This window comes from Streptomyces sp. CAI-85, from assembly GCF_013363615.1.
GTDB classification, from domain to species: Bacteria; Actinomycetota; Actinomycetes; order Streptomycetales; family Streptomycetaceae; genus Streptomyces; species Streptomyces antibioticus_B.
Genome location: NZ_JAANNX010000043.1, coordinates 1 through 17,287 on the forward strand (window position 1 = coordinate 1; position 17,287 = coordinate 17,287).

General features: G+C 70.6%; 18 protein-coding genes, 1 pseudogene and 1 riboswitch. Of the genes and pseudogenes, 4 read left to right on the forward strand and 15 right to left on the reverse strand.

Annotation, left to right across the window (positions count from 1 at the left end):
- Positions 1-581, reverse strand: a pseudogene (locus tag G6W55_RS28765) (tRNA 2-thiouridine(34) synthase MnmA); the annotation flags it as partial.
- A gap of 93 nt (positions 582-674) precedes the next feature.
- Between G6W55_RS28765 and G6W55_RS28770 the strand changes: the two are divergent.
- Positions 675-1,334 carry an N-acetylmuramoyl-L-alanine amidase gene (locus tag G6W55_RS28770; protein WP_078634904.1) on the forward strand — a complete coding sequence of 220 codons (660 nt, stop codon included), beginning with the start codon at positions 675-677 and terminating at the stop codon, positions 1,332-1,334.
- Positions 1,335-1,355: 21 nt separating this feature from the next.
- On the opposite strand, the gene G6W55_RS28775 is transcribed toward G6W55_RS28770, so the two are convergent.
- The 3 genes from G6W55_RS28775 to G6W55_RS28785 all read right to left on the reverse strand — a co-directional run bounded on the left by G6W55_RS28775 (position 1,356) and on the right by G6W55_RS28785 (position 3,095).
- Positions 1,356-2,525: a cysteine desulfurase family protein gene (locus G6W55_RS28775; RefSeq protein WP_078634903.1), complete on the reverse strand. Its 1,170-nt coding sequence runs from the start codon at positions 2,523-2,525 to the stop codon at positions 1,356-1,358.
- Between the two features lie 82 nt (positions 2,526-2,607).
- Positions 2,608-2,883: a DUF4190 domain-containing protein gene (locus G6W55_RS28780; RefSeq protein WP_078634902.1), complete on the reverse strand. Its 276-nt coding sequence runs from the start codon at positions 2,881-2,883 to the stop codon at positions 2,608-2,610.
- Between the two features lie 41 nt (positions 2,884-2,924).
- On the reverse strand, positions 2,925-3,095 hold the full coding sequence (locus tag G6W55_RS28785; protein WP_167797263.1) for a hypothetical protein: 171 nt from the start codon (positions 3,093-3,095) through the stop codon (positions 2,925-2,927).
- A gap of 145 nt (positions 3,096-3,240) precedes the next feature.
- On the opposite strand from G6W55_RS28785, the gene G6W55_RS28790 reads away from it, so the two are divergent.
- Complete coding sequence (locus tag G6W55_RS28790) at positions 3,241-3,867, forward strand: TetR family transcriptional regulator (protein ID WP_175523704.1); 627 nt, start codon at positions 3,241-3,243, stop codon at positions 3,865-3,867.
- Positions 3,868-3,957: 90 nt separating this feature from the next.
- Here G6W55_RS28790 and G6W55_RS28795 read toward each other — a convergent pair whose 3' ends face one another.
- The 11 genes from G6W55_RS28795 to G6W55_RS28845 form a co-directional block, all read right to left on the reverse strand.
- The gene (locus tag G6W55_RS28795) at positions 3,958-4,338 is read right to left on the reverse strand and encodes a hypothetical protein (protein WP_254876485.1); all 381 of its coding nucleotides are present in this window, start codon (positions 4,336-4,338) and stop codon (positions 3,958-3,960) included.
- Positions 4,339-4,465: 127 nt separating this feature from the next.
- The gene (locus G6W55_RS28800; protein ID WP_175523705.1) at positions 4,466-5,326 is read right to left on the reverse strand and encodes a thioesterase family protein; all 861 of its coding nucleotides are present in this window, start codon (positions 5,324-5,326) and stop codon (positions 4,466-4,468) included.
- Between the two features lie 56 nt (positions 5,327-5,382).
- On the reverse strand, positions 5,383-6,045 hold the full coding sequence (locus G6W55_RS28805; RefSeq protein WP_217687507.1) for a trimeric intracellular cation channel family protein: 663 nt from the start codon (positions 6,043-6,045) through the stop codon (positions 5,383-5,385).
- 58 nt (positions 6,046-6,103) lie between these two features.
- Entirely contained in the window at positions 6,104-7,309 is a 1,206-nt protein-coding gene (locus G6W55_RS28810; protein ID WP_375372482.1) for an ABC transporter ATP-binding protein, read from the reverse strand.
- A gap of 14 nt (positions 7,310-7,323) precedes the next feature.
- Positions 7,324-8,421 carry an ABC transporter ATP-binding protein gene (locus G6W55_RS28815; RefSeq protein ID WP_030793626.1) on the reverse strand — a complete coding sequence of 366 codons (1,098 nt, stop codon included), beginning with the start codon at positions 8,419-8,421 and terminating at the stop codon, positions 7,324-7,326.
- Positions 8,418-9,416, reverse strand: a complete 999-nt coding sequence (locus G6W55_RS28820; protein WP_175523708.1) for an ABC transporter permease — start codon at positions 9,414-9,416, stop codon at positions 8,418-8,420. The genes G6W55_RS28815 and G6W55_RS28820 overlap by 4 nt, the downstream gene beginning before the upstream one ends.
- Positions 9,417-9,526: 110 nt before the next feature.
- A complete protein-coding gene (locus tag G6W55_RS28825) occupies positions 9,527-11,329 on the reverse strand; it encodes an ABC transporter substrate-binding protein (protein WP_030793620.1) in 1,803 nt (600 codons plus the stop codon).
- A gap of 80 nt (positions 11,330-11,409) precedes the next feature.
- Entirely contained in the window at positions 11,410-12,417 is a 1,008-nt protein-coding gene (locus G6W55_RS28830) for an ABC transporter permease (protein WP_030793617.1), read from the reverse strand.
- 328 nt (positions 12,418-12,745) lie between these two features.
- Positions 12,746-13,540 (reverse strand): enhanced serine sensitivity protein SseB C-terminal domain-containing protein, encoded by a 795-nt coding sequence (locus G6W55_RS28835; protein ID WP_175523709.1) that lies wholly within the window; start codon positions 13,538-13,540, stop codon positions 12,746-12,748.
- Between the two features lie 94 nt (positions 13,541-13,634).
- Positions 13,635-14,423 carry an enhanced serine sensitivity protein SseB gene (locus G6W55_RS28840; protein WP_030793611.1) on the reverse strand — a complete coding sequence of 263 codons (789 nt, stop codon included), beginning with the start codon at positions 14,421-14,423 and terminating at the stop codon, positions 13,635-13,637.
- A 113-nt stretch (positions 14,424-14,536) separates the two neighbouring features.
- Positions 14,537-15,217: an AAA family ATPase gene (locus G6W55_RS28845; protein WP_375372481.1), complete on the reverse strand. Its 681-nt coding sequence runs from the start codon at positions 15,215-15,217 to the stop codon at positions 14,537-14,539.
- 177 nt (positions 15,218-15,394) lie between these two features.
- Positions 15,395-15,498, forward strand: a riboswitch (glycine riboswitch).
- 166 nt (positions 15,499-15,664) lie between these two features.
- Between G6W55_RS28845 and gcvT the strand changes: the two genes are divergently transcribed.
- Complete coding sequence (gcvT, locus tag G6W55_RS28850) at positions 15,665-16,786, forward strand: glycine cleavage system aminomethyltransferase GcvT (protein WP_175523710.1); 1,122 nt, start codon at positions 15,665-15,667, stop codon at positions 16,784-16,786.
- 110 nt (positions 16,787-16,896) lie between these two features.
- Positions 16,897-17,274, forward strand: coding sequence for a glycine cleavage system protein GcvH (gene gcvH, locus G6W55_RS28855; protein WP_078634896.1), 378 nt, complete (start codon positions 16,897-16,899; stop codon positions 17,272-17,274).
- The last annotated feature ends 13 nt before the right edge of the window (positions 17,275-17,287 follow it).

Below are 17,287 nucleotides of genomic sequence, written 5' to 3' on the forward strand. Positions count from 1 at the left end.
TCGGCCTCGGCGCGGATCTCGTCCTTGGTGGTGAGGGTGTCGCCGAGCGGGAACAGCGCGTGGGCGAGCTGCTTCTCGTCCAGGACGCCCAGGACGTACGACTGGTCCTTGGCCATGTCGGAGGCGCGGTGCAGCTCGCGGGTGCCGTCGGCGCCGGTGACGATCTGCGCGTAGTGGCCGGTGCACACCGCGTCGAAGCCGAGCGCCAGCGCCTTGTCGAGCAGGGCGGCGAACTTGATCTTCTCGTTGCAGCGCAGGCACGGGTTGGGGGTGCGGCCGGCCTCGTACTCGGCGACGAAGTCCTCGACGACGTCCTCGCGGAAGCGGTCGGCGAGGTCCCAGACGTAGAACGGGATGCCGATGACGTCGGCGGCCCGGCGGGCGTCGCGGGAGTCCTCGATGGTGCAGCAGCCGCGCGCGCCCGTGCGGAAGGACTGGGGGTTGGCGGAGAGCGCCAGGTGGACGCCGGTCACGTCGTGGCCGGCTTCGGCGGCACGGGCGGCGGCGACCGCGGAATCGACCCCGCCGGACATGGCGGCGAGTACACGGAGGGGGCGGGGGCGCTGCGAGGTCTCAGTCATAACCCTTCCAGGGTACGGGGCGCCGGGAACCGGATCCCGCGGATATCCGTTGACGGGTTCGAGGGGCGACGAAGGACGGGTGAAGGACAGGTCATGGGGGCGAGGAAGCGGGACTCCGACCGGCGGATCGGCCGGCGGGCGCTGCTGGTCGGCGGGGCGGCGGCGGCCGTGGGCTCGGCGTTCCTGGCGCGGGACGAACTGTCCGAGTTGTACTGGCGGCTGCCGGGGGTGCGCAAGCCCCGGGTGGAGGGCGCGGTGGACTACCGGGGCGCGCGCTGGGTGTCGGCCTCGGAGGCCAACTTCCGCTGGGCGGACCGTCCGGACGACTACGGGATCGACATGATCGTGGTCCATGTCACCCAGGGCGGGCTGGAGAGCGCGGTGAAGGCGTTCCAGGACCCGGGCCACCAGGCGGCCGCGCACTACATCGTGGGCAAGGACGGCCGGGTCACGCAGATGATCCGCGAGCTGGACGTGGCGTACCACGCGGGCAACCGGGGGTACAACGAACGCAGTGTGGGCATCGAGCACGAGGGCTTCGTGGACCGCCCGCAGGACTTCACGGACGTGATGTACGAGGCGTCGGCGCGGCTCGCGGCCGGGATCTGCCGGCGGTACGGCATACCCGTCGACCGGGAGCACATCGTCGGGCATGTGGAGGTCCCGGGGACGGACCACACGGACCCGGGCGAGCACTGGGACTGGGACCGGTACATGAAGCTGGTGGCGGCGGCGCACACCGCCACCGCCTGAGACGACGGGCCGCGCGCAGCCTCAGGTCAGGCCGGCCGCGCGGGCGCGTTCCACGGCCGGTCCGATGGCCTTGGCGACGGCCTCCACGTCGGCCTCGGTGGAGGTGTGGCCGAGGGAGAAGCGCAGGGTGCCGCGGGCCAGGTCGGGGTCGGTGCCGGTGGCGAGCAGGACATGGCTGGGCTGGGCGACTCCGGCGGTGCAGGCGGAGCCGGTGGAGCACTCGATGCCCTGGGCGTCGAGCAGCAGCAGCAGCGAGTCGCCCTCGCAGCCGGGGAAGGTGAAGTGGGCGTTGGCGGGCAGCCGGCCCCCGGGTGCCGGGTCGCCGCCGAGGAGGGCGTCGGGGACGGCCGTACGGACCGCGGTGACCAGGGAGTCGCGCAGGGCGCCGATCTCGCGGGCGAACCACTCCTGCTGCTCGGCGGCGAGCCGGCCGGCCACCGCGAAGGAGGCGATGGCGGGGACGTCGAGGGTGCCGGAGCGGACGTGGCGTTCCTGGCCGCCGCCGTGCAGCACGGGCACGGGGCTGTACGCGCGGCCGAGGAGCAGCGCGCCGATGCCGTAGGGTCCGCCGACCTTGTGGCCGGAGACGGTCATGGCGGCGAGGCCGGAGGCGCCGAAGTCGACGGGGATCTGCCCGAACGCCTGGACCGCGTCGGCGTGCAGCGGGACGCCGAACTCGGCGGCGACGTCGGCGAGTTCACGGATCGGCAGGACCGTGCCGATCTCGTTGTTGGCCCACATGACGGTGGCGAGGGCGACGTCGTCGGGGTTGCGGGCGAGGGCGGTGCGCAGGGCGTCGGGGTGGACGCGCCCGTAGGAGTCGACGGGGAGGTACTCGACGGTGGCGCCCTCGTGCTCGCCGAGCCAGTGCACGGCGTCGAGGACGGCGTGGTGCTCGACGGGGCTGGCCAGGACGCGGGTGCGGGCCGGGTCGGCGTCGCGGCGCGACCAGTACAGGCCCTTGACGGCGAGGTTGTCGGCCTCGGTTCCGCCGGAGGTGAAGACGACCTCGCTGGGGCGGGCGCCGAGGGCGTCCGCGAGGGTCTCGCGGGCTTCCTCGACGGTCCTGCGGGCCGTGCGGCCGGACGCGTGCAGGGAGGAGGCGTTGCCGGTGACGCTCAGGTGCGCGGCGAGTGCCTCGACCGCCTCCGGGAGCATCGGGGTGGTCGCGGCGTGGTCGAGGTAGGCCATGGTGACCCCGATTCTACGGGGCCCGGTTCGGAGCCTCGCCGCGTGGTCGGCCGCGCGGGTGGGACGACCGGCGGACGATGGCTCAGAAGCTCCAGGAGATGGTCGAGTCCGCGTGCATGAAGGCCAGCAGGACGACCAGGTCGGCGACGCCCAGGGTGAGGCCCAGGAAGGCGCGGCCGCGGCGGGCCGTGCCGCGCCAGAGGGCGACGGAGGCCAGGACGATGGCGATGGGGCCGAGGAACACATTGAGGACGAGCAGTCCCAGCAGGCCCAGGATGAAGGACGCGACGGCCATGCCGTCGGCGTCACGGGCGGCGGTGCGCTGCGGGGTTCGGGTGGCGGGTGCGGTGAGCTGCATGACGGTTCGACTCCTCGGGTCGTGGGTGCGCGGGGTGCGGGTCAGTGGGTCGGGGTGGTGTGCCGGCGGCGGCCGTGGCGCTCGCGGAGCGCGAAGATGCCCAGCCAGACGGCGATCACGGCGGCGGTCACCAGGGTGAAGGTGAGCGGCGCGTGGGCCACGGTGCCCATGACCACGCCGAGCAGCAGAAGTGCGGCGACGAGGAACAGCATGCGATGAAACCCCCTCCGGACGGTCCGGACGACCGTCTCTCGTTAAACTTCGGTGAACAGTTGTAGTTACAGTTGTTCACTGACTCTCGAGTCTAGCGCGTCCGACGACTTTTCAATTCCGGAGAACAGTTGTTAACTGGATGACATGAGTCACACCCTCGGCATCCGGCAGGCCCAGAAGCAGAAGACCCGGCAGGCGCTCCTGGACGCGGCGCTCGTCCTGCTGGAGGAGCAGAGTCTGAGCAGCCTGGGTCTGCGCGAGGTCACCCGGGCCGTCGGGGTCGCCCCGACCGCCTTCTACCGGCACTTCCGCTCCACGGCGGATCTCGGGGTGGCGCTGGTCGAGGAGGCGCTGGGCAGCCTGCACCCGATGATCCAGAACACGGTGGCGGGCGCGCACACCAGCGAGGAACGCATCACACGGGCCGTCGAGCTGATCGCCCGTCATGTCCACACGCAGCCGGCGCACGTCCGGTTCATCGCCCGGGAGCGGCACGGCGGGGTGCAGCCGGTGCGGGAGGCGATCCGCAGCCAACTGGGCCGGTTCGCCGAGGAGGTGCGGGCCGAGCTGGCCAAGGACCCCGAGTCGGCGGGCTGGAGCGAGGAGGATCTGCTGATGCTGGCGCATCTCTTCGTGGACCAGATGCTCGTGACGGCCTCGCTGTTCCTGGAGTCCCTGGAGGCCCCGGAGGAGGAGCGCGAGCGGGTCACCCAGCTCGTGACCCGCCAGATGCGGCTCATCAGCATCGGACGCCATCACTGGCTCGACTGACGCGCGCGGGTACGGGCGTACGGCCGGGGGCGGCGCCCCCTCGGTCGGGTGCGCCGCCCCCGGTGGGTCGGTCCGCCGTGCCGTCGTGGTTCAGCCCTGCGACGGCTGTCCGCCGCCCGGCCCGCCGCAGCCGCCCTGGCCACCACCGGGACCCCCGCTCGGCATGCCCGACGGGACACCGGTGGGGATGCCGGTCGGAGTGCCGGTGGGGGTACCGGTCGGGGCACCGGTGGGCGCGCCCGACGGGACACCCGACGGAGCGCCGGACGGGGCACCGCCGGGTCCCCCGCCCGGGCCGCCGCTCGGCATGCCGGAGGGCGCCTGGCAGCCCTGGCCGCCGGAGGTGCCGCTGTCCGAGGTCGACGAGCCACCCGAGCCGCAGGCCGCCAGGGCGAGGGGCGAGAGCGCCAGCAGCGCCACGACGGGGACGAGACGACGAGGCATCGGCATCTGTACCGGCACACGCTTCATGAGAGTCGGCTCCAAGCGGGATGAGGAAGTCCTGAGACCGGCACTATGACAATGCCGGCTGGGCTTTCCTTGGGCCTCGCCTGTCACCTGACTGTCGATCAGGCCGAGCCGCGCCTCCGCCCTCCCGTCAGGCGAGCCTGGCCCGCGCCAGTTGCCGGGACTGTGCCACCAGGCGCCCCGCGCTGTCCCAGACCTCCGCGTCCTCCTCCAGGAAGCCGCCGGCGAGGTTGCGGGTGGTGATGGAGACGCGCAGCGGCCCGGGAGCCGGGCGGGAGCGGACGTGGACGGTGAGTTCGACCGTGGGGACCCAGCCGCGCAGGCCGATCTCGAACGCGGTCGGCGGCAGCGCGTCCACCGCGAGCAGCAGGGAGAGCGGGTCGTGGTCACGGCCGTCCTTCAGACCGAACCAGGCCCGCATCTCGCCCTTGCCGGAGGGCTGCCCGAGCGCCCAGCCGAGGGTGGCGGGGTCGAGCTTGAGCATCAGCCGGTCGGCGATCGCGGAGCTGCCGTCGACGGGCGCGGGGCCGTCCTCGGGGCCGAAGCACTGTTCCATCGGCGGCATCGCGGGCGGTGTCGCCGTCGTCCGTACGTCGTCGGGCAGGGCGCCCAGGTCGCCGTAGGAGGCGAGGACGCGGATCCGCTCGACCTCGTTCCCCTGCTCGTCGTACTGGAGGAGCGAGGCGGTGCCGGTGGAGAGGGTGCGGCCGCCGCGGACCACGTCGGTGCGCACGACGGCCGGGCCCGGCTGGGAGGCGGTGAGGTAGTGCGCCGAGATCGTGAACGGGTCCTGGTGCGGCAGGGCGTCCGCGAGGGCGCGGCCGAGGACGGCGAGCAGATAGCCGCCGTTGACGGCATTGATGATCGTCCAGCCGGCCGAGAGGTCGATGTCGTAGACACCGGGTGCGCGCCGGGTCAGCGCGGTGTCCCGGTCGAACTCGCTGTCGCCGATGGTGGCCCGCGGGGCCGCCGCGGTAGCTGCTTCTGACATGACTGAACGGTACAACAGGTAATTACTAAGCGGTAGCTTTCTCCGCCCCTGCCCTCTTACTCCTCCCGCACCGTCGACCGCCGGTTCCACGCGCGCGGTGCCCGCCAGTGGTACCGCATCGCCAGCAGGCGCAGCACGAAGGCCACGGCGGCGGCGAAGCCGCTGGCCAGCGGGGTGAGGGCGTCGTAGCGGATGCAGAGCACGACCATCCCGGCGCCCACGATCGCCGGGACCGCGTAGAGGTCACGGTCCCAGCGCAGCAGGGAGGGCACCTCGTTGGCCAGGACGTCGCGCAGCACACCGCCGCCGACGGCGGTGGCCAGGCCGAGCGCCGCGGAGGCGGTGAGGCCGAGTCCGTAGTCGTACGCCTTGGTCGTGCCCGTGACACAGAACAGGCCGAGGCCGGCCGCGTCGAAGACGTTCACACCGGTCTGGATCCGCTCCACCTGAGGGTGGAGGAAGATGACCAGGAGCGCGGCGAGCAGCGGGGTGAGGAAGTAGCCCAGGTCGGTGAAGGCGGCCGGCGGCACCGCGCCGATGACCAGGTCCCGGAAGAGTCCGCCGCCCAGCGCGGTGACCTCGGCGAGGACACCGATGCCGAAGACGTCGAAGTTCTTGCGGACGGCCAGCAGCGCGCCCGAGATGGCGAAGACGAAGATGCCGATCAGGTCGAGCGTATGCTGAACGGACGGAGTGAAGATCTGCTGCATCACCTTCATATTGTGACGCAAAGCGAAGCCCCCGCCTTACATTGCAAGGCGGGGGCTCCGTGTTGATCTACTTCTCTTCGGCGTCCTTGGCGACCTCGGCGGTCTCCTTGGCCGTCTCCTTGGCCGTCTCGGCGACCTCCGCCGCCACCGCGGCCGACGTCTCCGCCGACTCCGCGAGCACCTCGTCGGCCACCAGCTCCGCCGCCTCCTTCGCGGCGGTCAGCAGGACGGTGTCCTGCGGGGCCTGGTCCGCGAAGTTCTCCGGGTGGTGGCAGGCCACCTGCTGGCCGGTCCGCAGCTCGATCAGCTTCGGCTCGGTCGTGCGGCAGATGTCCGTCGCCTTCCAGCACCGGGTGTGGAAGCGGCAGCCGCTCGGCGGCGAGATCGGCGAGGGCACGTCGCCCTTGAGCAGGATCCGCTCGCTCTTGGCGTTCCGGCGCTTGGGGTCCGGGATCGGCACCGCCGACATCAGCGCCTTGGTGTACGGGTGCATCGGCGACTTGTAGAGCTGCTCGCGGTCGGCCAGCTCCACGATCTTGCCGAGGTACATCACCGCGATCCGGTCCGAGACGTGCCGGACGACCGAGAGGTCGTGCGCGATGATCACGTACGTCAGACCCAGTTCCTCCTGGAGGTCGTCCAGCAGGTTCACGACCTGGGCCTGGATCGACACGTCCAGCGCGGACACCGGCTCGTCGGCGACGACCAGCTTCGGGTTGAGCGCGAGGGCGCGGGCGATACCGATGCGCTGGCGCTGGCCGCCGGAGAACTCGTGCGGGTAGCGGTTGTAGTGCTCGGGGTTGAGACCCACGACCGACAGCAGCCGCTGCACTTCCTTCTTGATGCCGCCCTCGGGCGTCACGCCCTGGAGCTTGAAGGGAGCGCCGACGATCGTGCCGATGGTGTGCCGCGGGTTCAGCGACGAGTACGGGTCCTGGAAGATCATCTGCACATCGCGGCGCAGCGGACGCATCCCGCTCACACCGAGGTGCGTGATGTCCTTGCCCTCGAACTCGATCGTGCCGCCGGTCGGTTCGAGCAGGCGGGTGATCAGCCGGCCCATCGTCGACTTGCCGCAGCCGGACTCGCCCACGACACCGAGGGTCTCGCCGGACCGGACCTCGAAGTCCAGACCGTCGACCGCGTGCACCGCCCCGACCTGCCGCTGGAGCAGGCCCTTCTTGATCGGGAAGTGCTTCTGGAGCCCGGTGACCTTCAGCAGGACGTCGCCGTCGGTCCGGCCCGGTCCCTTGCTCTGCGCGGGGATCTTCACCGCATTCTCGTCACTCACAGCTTCGGCGCAATCTCTTCGGTCCAGATACGCTCCCGCTGCTCCGTGCTCATGTGGCAGGCGGCCCAGTGACGGCCGCCGACCTCGGCGAGCTCCGGACGGACGGTGCGGGTGACGTTGTCCTTCGGGAGGTCCGCGTACGGGCAGCGCGGGTTGAAGGCGCAGCCGGACGGGATGTTGATCAGGGAGGGCGGGGAGCCCTTGACCGGGATCAGCCGTTCCTGCTGGTCACGGTCGAGGCGCGGCATGGAGCCGAGCAGACCCCAGGTGTAGGGGTGGCGGGGCTCGTAGAACACCTTCTCCGCCGGGCCCCGCTCCACGCAGCGGCCGCCGTACATCACCAGGATGTCGTCGGCGAGTTCGGCCACCACACCCAGGTCGTGGGTGATGACGATGACCGCGGAGCCGAACTCCTTCTGGAGGTCGCGGATCAGGTCGAGGATCTGCGCCTGGACGGTCACGTCGAGGGCGGTCGTCGGCTCGTCCGCGATCAGCAGCTCGGGGTTGTTGACCAGCGACATCGCGATCATCGCGCGCTGGCGCATACCGCCGGAGAACTCGTGGGGGTAGTTGTCCACGCGCTTGTCGGGCTGCGGGATGCCCACCCGGTCGAGCATCTCGACCGCGCGTCGCTTCGCGGTCTTCTTGTCGACGTCGTGGTGGATCCGGTACGCCTCCACGATCTGCTGGCCGATCGTGTAGTACGGGTGCAGCGCGGACAGCGGGTCCTGGAAGATCATCGCCATCTCGCGGCCGCGCAGCTTGCGCACGTGGTCCGGGTCGGCGGAGAGCAGCTCGGTGCCGTCCAGCCAGATCTCGCCGGAGATCTGCGCCTTGCGCTTGCCGTACTGGCCGGCGGTGTGCAGGCCCATGATGCCGAGCGAGGTCACCGACTTGCCGGAGCCGGACTCGCCCACGATGCCGAGGGTCTTGCCCTTCTCCAACTGGAAGCTGAGCCCGTCGACGGACTTGACGAGACCGTCGTCCGTCGGGAAGTGCACCTTGAGGTCGCGCACCTCGAGGAAGGCGGTCGGCGCGGGCGAGGCGGGGGTGGGTTCGCCCACGGCCGCTCCGCTCTTGCTCAGGTCGGTCATGCGAGCCTCACTCGGGGGTCGATCACGGCGTACAGGATGTCCACCACGAGGTTGGCGACGAGCACCGCGAGGGAAGTGACCAGGGTGACGCCCAGGATGATGGGCAGGTCCTGGTTCTTGATGGCGTTGAGCACGGCCTGGCCGAGGCCGGGCAGGTTGAACGCCGTCTCGGTCAGGATCGCGCCGCCGATCAGGGCGCCGAGGTCCATGCCGAGCATGGTCAGCAGGGGGGTCATGGTGGAGCGCATGGCGTGCTTGCCGATGACGGTCCGCTCCGTGAGGCCCTTGGCGCGCGCGGTGCGGATGTAGTCCTCGCCGAGGATCTCCAGCATGGTGGCGCGGGTGATCCGGGCGTACATCGCCGCGTACAGGAAGGCGAGCGTGACCCACGGCAGGATCATGCCGCCGAACCAGGCGCCGAAGTTGTCCTCCAGGGGCACGAACTGTCCGTCGAACAGGTCGAGTCCGTAGACGAAGATCGACAGCGCGACCATGCCGGTGAAGTAGATCGGGAGGGAGACGCCCGACAGCGCGATCACCATCGCGCCGCGGTCCCACAGGCTGCCCCGCTTGAGGGCGGAGAGCACACCGGCCGAGACACCCATGAGCAGCCACAGCACGGCGGCACCCAGCGCGAGCGCCAGGGTCACCGGGAAGCGGTCGGTCAGCACAGGCCAGACGGCCTGCTCACTGCGGAAGGAATAGCCGAAGCACGGGGCGGCGCAGTGGATGGAGTCGCCGCCTCCCGCGTAGGTGCGGCCGGCGAATATTCCCTTGAAGAACTCCCAGACCTGGGCGTAGATCGGGTCGCCCAGGCCCAGCTTCTCGCGCACACCCTCGACGGCGGCAGGGTCGGCCTGCTTGCCCACGAAGCTCAAGGCGATGTCTACGCCCGCCCACTTGGGGATGAGAAAGAAGATGCCGAAGACCACCATGACGATGACCACGAGCATCACTGCGGCGGCGAACAACCGCCTGATGAGGTAAGCGAGCACAGCTCTCGGCCCGCCGCGGACCGCGGGCCACCGGAGGTCGTCCGGTGGCCCGCGGTCACGCCGCGACGGCCTTCACCTGCCTTTCGTGCCGTTCGGCGGGTGTGCCGCGACTACTTCTTGGGGTTCTTCAGACCGAGGTTGACGAAGTCGTACTGACCGCTGTAGCCGTCGGTCGTGTAGACGTTCGCCAGGTTGTCCGAGCGCCAGTTGATGAAGCGCTCGAAGACGAAGGGCAGGTAGTACGCGCCCTCCATCACCTTGTGGTTGATCTCCGTGGAGATCTTGGCCTTGCCGGCGTCGTCAAGGGTGGTGACGTACGAGTCGAAGAGACCGTCGATCGTCTTGTCCTTGATGAGCGCGTAGTTGTTGTTGCCGCTCTCGGAGATGTACTTGCTGCTCCACAGCGGGAGACCGAAGCCCTGCACGGACGGGAAGTCCGGGCCCCAGCCCATGATGATGATGCCGTAGCCCTTCTTCTTCACGTTCGAGGGGCTGCCGATGATGCCGGCGGTCTGCGAGCCGTCGTACTGGTCGATCTCGGCGGTGATGCCGATCTTCTTCAGCGACGCCTGGAGGGACTGCGCGGTGGCCACCTCGACCGGCTTGTTGTTACGCACCGCGATGGTGGTCTTGAAGCCGTCCGGCTGACCGCAGGCCTTCAGGGCCTCCTTGGCCTTGGCCTCGTTGCCGCTCTTGTTGGCGCCGGAGATCTCGTACGGGTCGTACTTCTGGCCCTCGGCACCCGGGACGGACGGCGGCAGCATGTTCGTGCCGATGTCGCCACCGGCGATCGGGCCGCCACGGGCCGTCTGGAGCGAGACGTGGTCCGCGCCCAGGATGACGGCCTTGCGGCACTCGATGTTGTCGAACGGCGCGACGCTCTGCGGGAAGACCGCGTAACGGACGTAGCCGGAGACCGGGTTGTCCAGGTTGGCCTTGTGCTCCTTCAGGGCGGTGGTGCGGCCCTGCGGGGACATGCCGGTCTGGTTGAGGTCCAGGTCCAGGTCACCGCTGATCAGACGCTGGTCGAGCTGGTTGGCGTCCGAGAAGAACTGGATCGTGATCTTGTCCGGGTAGGCCTTGCGGACCGGGTCCGACGCCTGCGCCCACTTGTCGTTGCGGACCAGGGTGAGGTCCTTGCCCGGGGCGTACGACTCGAACTTGTACGGGCCGGAGGAGAACGGCTTCAGGCCGTACTTGGACTTGGTGTCCTTGTCCTGGCGGACCGGGGAGGCCGAGACGAGCGCCAGCATCTCCTCGAAGTCCGAGTTGGCCTGCGGGAGCTTGAAGACGATGGTCTTCTCGTCCGGCGTCTCGATGGACTTCAGGCCGAGCTTGTCCTTGGAGGTGTCCTTGTAGGGGCCCTTGTACTCGCCCTTGGGGTCGAGGACGTCCTTCAGGTACGTCGGACCGCCGGCCAGCACGTCCTGCGCCCAGACACGCTCGATGCCGTACTTGACGTCCTGGGAGGTGATCGGCTTGCCGTCCTCCCAGGTGATGCCGTCACGCAGGGTGTACGTGTAGGTCTTGCCGTCGTCCGTGACCTTGGCGGTCTCGGTCGCGAGGTCCGGCGTGATCTCGGCACCCGCGGCACCCGGCTCAGCCTTGTTCGTCACGAGCTGACGGCTGTAGTAGCGGGCGAAGTTCCACATCATGCCGTAGTAACCGCGCGTGGTGTCCCACGAGTCGGCGTCCTGGGCGGCGCCGAACTTCAGCGTGCCGCCCTTCTTGGCGAGGGACGCCTGGGCGACCTTGTTGTTGGCTGCGTCGAAGCCGGCGGCACCGGTGCTGGAACCCTTGCCGCTGTCGTCGTCGCTGCCGCCGCCGCACGCCGCCGTGGTCAGCAGCGCGGCGACCGCGACGGCAGCGGCAAGTGCCTGCTTCCGCCGCCCTGAGGTGCGTTGGGTAGTCACGATCTCGGATCCTCCGGATTTGATGAGAGCCCCCGTGTCAGTGCCACGGGACATTTGTGGTGCGGCTGCGGTGCGGCGGTTCAGCGGGACGCCTTCGGGTCGAGCGCGTCCCGGACGCCGTCGCCGAAGAGGTTGAACGCCAGCACGGTGATGAAGATCGCCACGCCGGGGACCACCATGAACATGGGGTCGGACTCGTAGTAGTCGATGGCGCTGGAGAGCATCTGGCCCCACGAGGCGGTGGGCGGCTTGACGCCGACGCCCAGGAAGCTCAGCGCCGCCTCGGTGAGGATGTTCGTGGGAATCATCATCGTCGTGTAGACGACGATCGGGGCGACGAGGTTCGGCAGCAGCTCCTTGAAGAGGATGTACAGCCGGCCCGCGCCCAGCGACCGGGCGGCCTCGACGTACTCGCGCTCGCGCAGCGAGAGGGTCTGGCCGCGCACCACGCGTCCGATGTAGGGCCAGCCGAAGAAGCCGATGACGAGGATCATCACGAAGACGCGCACGCTCGAACCGGTGAGGCCCAGCAGGTTGTTCGGCATCACGGAGACCAGCGCGATGATGAACAGGAGCTGCGGGAAGGCGAGCAGACCGTCCATCACCCGGCTGATGAGGGAGTCGACCCAGCCGCCGAAGAAGCCGGCGAGGATGCCCAGGATCGTGCCGAGGATGACGGCGACGACGGCGGACAGGAAGCCGACCAGCAGGGAGATCCGGGCCCCGTAGAGGATGCGGGCGAGGATGTCGCGGCCGTTGACGGGCTCGACGCCCAGCAGGTGGTCGCCGCTCAGACCGCCGAGGGACCCGGTCGGGGTGCCGAACAGCGGGTCGATGAGGTTCTCGTGGTACTCGTTCGGGTCCTGCCCGAGCAGGCCCGTGATGAACGGGGCGAACACGGCCACCAGGACGAGGACGAGCACGACGATGCCGCCCGTCAGGGCGAGCTTGTCCCGCTTGAGGCGCTCCCAGGCGATCCGGCCGAGGGAACGACCTTGGACGGCCTTGGCGCCCGAGGTGGCGACCGCCGCTTCGTCGGCCGCGCTCGGGGCCGCTTCCGCGGTCGGCTCGTGCAATGGTGCCGTCATCTGGCAGGGACCCCTCTCAACCGGCGGTAGCCGGCCCGCGCTTGCCGCTGTGGCGGCTGATCCGTCCGTCGTACACAGGGACGAAGTCCCCTGGACCGGGAGTCTTCAACGCTTTGGCGATCTGTAGCCAGACTTGACGGTGAAAGGATGCGTAACCGTGATACGGGTGGGTAGATTCCGTTATCCGGACGCCGGGTAACGCCCCCCGGACACCCACGAGTTGGGGCAGAAACGGACAACTCGGTATTTATCGGCGCCATCTACGCGCGAAGATCCCTTGGAGATTCTCCGGGTATTCTGAGCGCGCGCACCGCCCGTTTCCGACGGATCAGTACCGGCCGGAGGGCGGATAGCCGTACCCCGCGGCCGGTGCCTGCGCCGGAGCGGGAGCGTGCGCCTCACGGTCGTAGAACGGCCGCGCACCGGCCCGCATCCACATCACGACCGGGTCGTACTCGTCGGTCATCGCGACCGTCGACACCGAGAGCCCGTCCGGCACCGCCCCGATCGACTGCTGCATCATCGCCCGTACGGCGTCCACGGCCGGCGGCGAGGAGTCGTACACGTCGAGCCCGACGGCCAGATACGGCGCGCCCAGCGCCGGCTGCACCCAGGCGCGGCGCAGCGCGCGCACGGCCGGGGTGCGATGGGCGTTCTGTGTGAGCAGGGCGTAGAACTGCGGGATCTCGATGGCCGGTTCGGAGAGCCTGAGCGGTCCCGCGGGCTGACGGTCGAGTCCGGTCGCGATCCGGCGCAGATCCAGCCAGGGGATGCCGACCCCGCCGCCGGGGGCGTGCGGGTTGAGCCAGAGCCCGTAGTGGTCGGGGAAGAGCGTGCGGGCCGCGTCGATCCCGTCGACCACCTCGTAGGAACGGTTCCAGCCGCTCGCCGACAGTTCCTGGGCGGAGGTGACACAGGGGGCGTAGCCGTGGCCGTCCACCTCCATGGTCCCGTACTGGGCGTCCGGGGATCCGGCCCGGCCGTGCCACAGGAGCATCCAGACCTGGCCGGAGGCGGGGGTGGCGAGGGCGCGCAGGAGCGCCTCGTAGGCGTCGTACCGCCCGGGCGTGACCTGGCGCAGCATGTGCTCGACCTGTCCGGCCGCGATGCCGCTGGCGCTCACCTGTACCGCCCCTTCGTCCATGAGTTGCCCCGCGTACGGGAACAGCTTAAGCGCCCACGGGCCCGGGGCCGCCGACGGCGGCGGCCGGGAGCCGCTAACGCCGGTAGAAGGGGCGGACCTTGTCCTTCATCCACTCCCCCACCGGATCCTGGGCCACGTCCAGGAGGATCAGGTTGACCGGCCAGCCCACCGGGGCCCGGCCCAGGGCGCGGCCGAGGGCGTCCAGCGGGAGTTCGCGCAGGTCGGGGTCGAGGTGGGAGACCTCGACGCCGATGAACATCACCGGGTCGGCCGTCTCGATCGCCGCCAGGCAGCGGCGGGCGGTGCGGACCACGCCCGTGGCGTCGAACTCGGCCGAGGCGGCGGCCAGGAAGTCCACCGGGTCGTCCTGCCAGTCGGGCTCGAAGAGACGGACGCGGCCGCCGGCGGCGGGGCCGTCCAGCGGGGTGCGGCCGGCCCGGCACAGCTCGGCCACGGCGGCCGGCGGCAGCGGGACGCCGACCACGCCCTCCGGGTTGACGAACAGGCCGGCCTGCGGCGGCAGACCGCGCGCGAACTCCACGGCCGGGGCGATCGTGAACGACATATGGGTGCCGGCGACCTGGCGGAGCTGTTCCTCGGAGCTGAACACCGGCACGTACGCCTGCCCCTCCAGCTCGATGGCGGGCAGATCGAGGGGGCCGCTGCGCGGGCCGCCGCCGCTGGGCAGCGGGACCCAGACGAAGCTGCGGCCGAGCACCTCCACGATGCGGCCGCCGGCGCCGGGCACGCCGAGGGAGGCGGAGAGCACCTCCTCCAGTTCGTTGCCCGGCCATCCGCCGTGCGGATGGGGGTGTGCCGGTGCGGGGAATGCCGTCGGGAAGTCCGCCGGTGGGAAGTCCATCTGCCTACCGCCTGCTGGTGACCACGGGTGTGGCTGAAAGGCTAACGGGTACGGGGGCGCTTTCCTCCGGGTTCCTCCGGGCAAGAGGGGAGCGCCGGGGCCGCCCGTGGTGATCAGCCGGAGAAGCCGATCCGGTTCAGGGCGTCCGCCGCGTCCCGGTCGAGCAGCACCGCCGCGCCGACCCCGGCGGGCAGCCGACCCCGCTCCACCGAACGCAGCAGCCGGGCCGCGGCCGTGCGGTGGCGCAGGAACGCGTACCGCGAGACGCCCCGGCCGCGCTCGCGCTGCCCGGCCAGCGCCGCGTCCGGGGTGACGTCGAGCAGCAGCAGATGCAGGGTGGCGCCGCGGCGCCGGGCCTCGCGGGCGAGCCAGTCGCGCACCCACGCCTGGGTGCCGCAGTCGTGGACGACGACGCCCTCACCGGAACGCAGGGCGCGGCGCAGCGCGGCGAAGTGGGCGAGCCGGACCAGGGGGCGGTAGAGGGCGTACGGCAGGAGGCGGGGGGTGCGGGCGTCCCAGCGGTCGCGGGTGTCCTGGGAGTCGATGCGGGTGCCGGTGACCGCGCGCCGCATCAGCGTGGACTTGCCGCTGCCGGGCAGTCCGGTGACCACCACCAGGTCGTGGCGGCCGAAGAGCAGTCCGTGCGGGCCGCGTCCCGAGCGGTCGCGCAGATCGCGGACGACGGGTGCGGTCCGGGCGCGGCGCGCCTCCCGGGCCGGGGCGGCGGGCTGTGCGGGCAGCGCGAGCGCCGAGGTGGTCGCGAGGACCGTGGTCCTCGCGGGGGTCCTGTTCACCGTGATCGTCCTCCCCTGGGGTCAGGCAAGTCTTCTCCCCACCGAGCGTAAAGAGAAGGTAATGCGTGCTGTCTCGCGTTTTCGTGCGCGTACCGCCACAGGCCGGTTACAGATGCGGCCTGTGGCGACCCGGGCGGGGCGTGCAATGATGGGCCCGCCAACTGCATACCGGCCGTTTGAATCCGCGCGGGAGAGTTCCCAGTCTTCGCAGTCTTCGCTGGGGCGCCGAAGGAGCAAGTCCCTCCCTTGAATCTCTCAGGCACCGTTACCGCGCGGGCGAGGCACATCTGAAAAGCGGACCGCCGTCACCGGTGGTCCCACCCAAGGTGCAAGCCACGACCCGCCGTGTCCACAGGCGCGCGGTCATGGCGAACCTCTCAGGTTCCGATGACAGATGGGGAGGAACGCCCTCGCCCTGTCTGTCATGCCTTGGGAGACGAACGACCGATGAGCAGTACCGCAGAACTCCGTCACACCGCGCTCGATGCCCTGCATCGCTCGCTGGGCGCGACGATGACCGACTTCGCCGGCTGGGACATGCCCCTGCGCTACGGCTCCGAGCGCGACGAGCACACCGCCGTCCGCACCCGCGCCGGGCTCTTCGACCTCTCGCACATGGGCGAGATCGCCGTCACCGGCCCGCAGGCCGCGGCCCTGCTCGACTTCGCCCTGGTGGGCAACATCGGCGGGGTGCAGCCCGGCCGGGCCCGCTACACCATGATCTGCCGGGCCGACGGCGGCATCCTGGACGACCTGATCGTCTACCGGCTGGCCGAGACCGAGTACCTGGTCGTCGCCAACGCCTCCAACGCGCAGACCGTGCTGGACGCCCTGGTGGAGCGGTCGGCCGGCTTCGACGCCGAGGTCCGTGACGACCGGGACGCGTACGCGCTGATCGCCGTCCAGGGCCCCGAGTCGCCCGGGATCCTGAAGTCCCTCACCGACGCCGACCTCGACGGTCTGAAGTACTACGCCGGTCTGCCGGGCACGGTCGCCGGGGTCCCCGCGCTGATCGCCCGCACCGGCTACACCGGCGAGGACGGCTTCGAGCTGTTCGTGAAGCCGGAGCACGCCGTCGAGCTGTGGCAGGCGCTGACCGAGGCCGGCGCGGGCGTCGGACTGGTCCCGTGCGGGCTGTCCTGCCGCGACACGCTGCGCCTGGAGGCGGGCATGCCGCTGTACGGGCACGAGCTGTCGACCGCGCTGACCCCCTTCGACGCGGGCCTCGGGCGCGTGGTGAAGTTCGAGAAGGAGGGCGACTTCGTGGGGCGCGAGGCGCTTCAGGAGGCCGCCGAGCGTGCCGCCGCGAAGCCGCCGCGGGTGCTCGTCGGCCTGGTCGCCGAGGGCCGCCGGGTGCCGCGCGCCGGGTTCTCCGTCGTCTCCGGCGGCGAGGTGATCGGCGAGGTCACCTCCGGCGCCCCCTCCCCGACGCTGGGCAAGCCGATCGCGATGGCCTACGTCGACGCCGCGCACGCCGCTCCGGGCACCCCGGGCGTCGGCGTGGACATCCGCGGCAGCCACGAGCCGTACGAGGTCGTGCCGCTGCCGTTCTACAAGCGGCAGAAGTAGACACTGAGCACCGCGCGCGGGTGAGCCCTGCGCGTCTTCGCGCTGCCCACCCGCGTGTGCAGCGGTCCCTCATTCCCCAGCAGTCCCTCGCGTACAGGAGAATTCAGGCCATGAGCAACCCCCAGCAGCTTCGGTACAGCAAGGAGCACGAGTGGCTGTCGGCCGCCGCGGACGGCGTCTCGACGGTCGGCATCACGGAGCACGCGGCCAACGCGCTCGGCGACGTGGTCTTCGTCCAGCTCCCGGAGGTCGGCGACGCGGTCACCGCGGGCGAGTCCTGCGGTGAGCTGGAGTCCACCAAGTCGGTCAGCGAGCTGTACTCGCCGGTCGACGGCGAGATCGTCGAGGTCAACCAGGACGTCGTCGACGACCCGTCGCTGGTGAACTCCGCCCCCTTCGAGGGCGGGTGGCTGTTCAAGGTACGCGTGACGGGCGAGCAGGAGGAGCTGCTCTCCGCCGACGAGTACACCGCCTACACCGCCGGCTGAGGAGTCGTAGCCG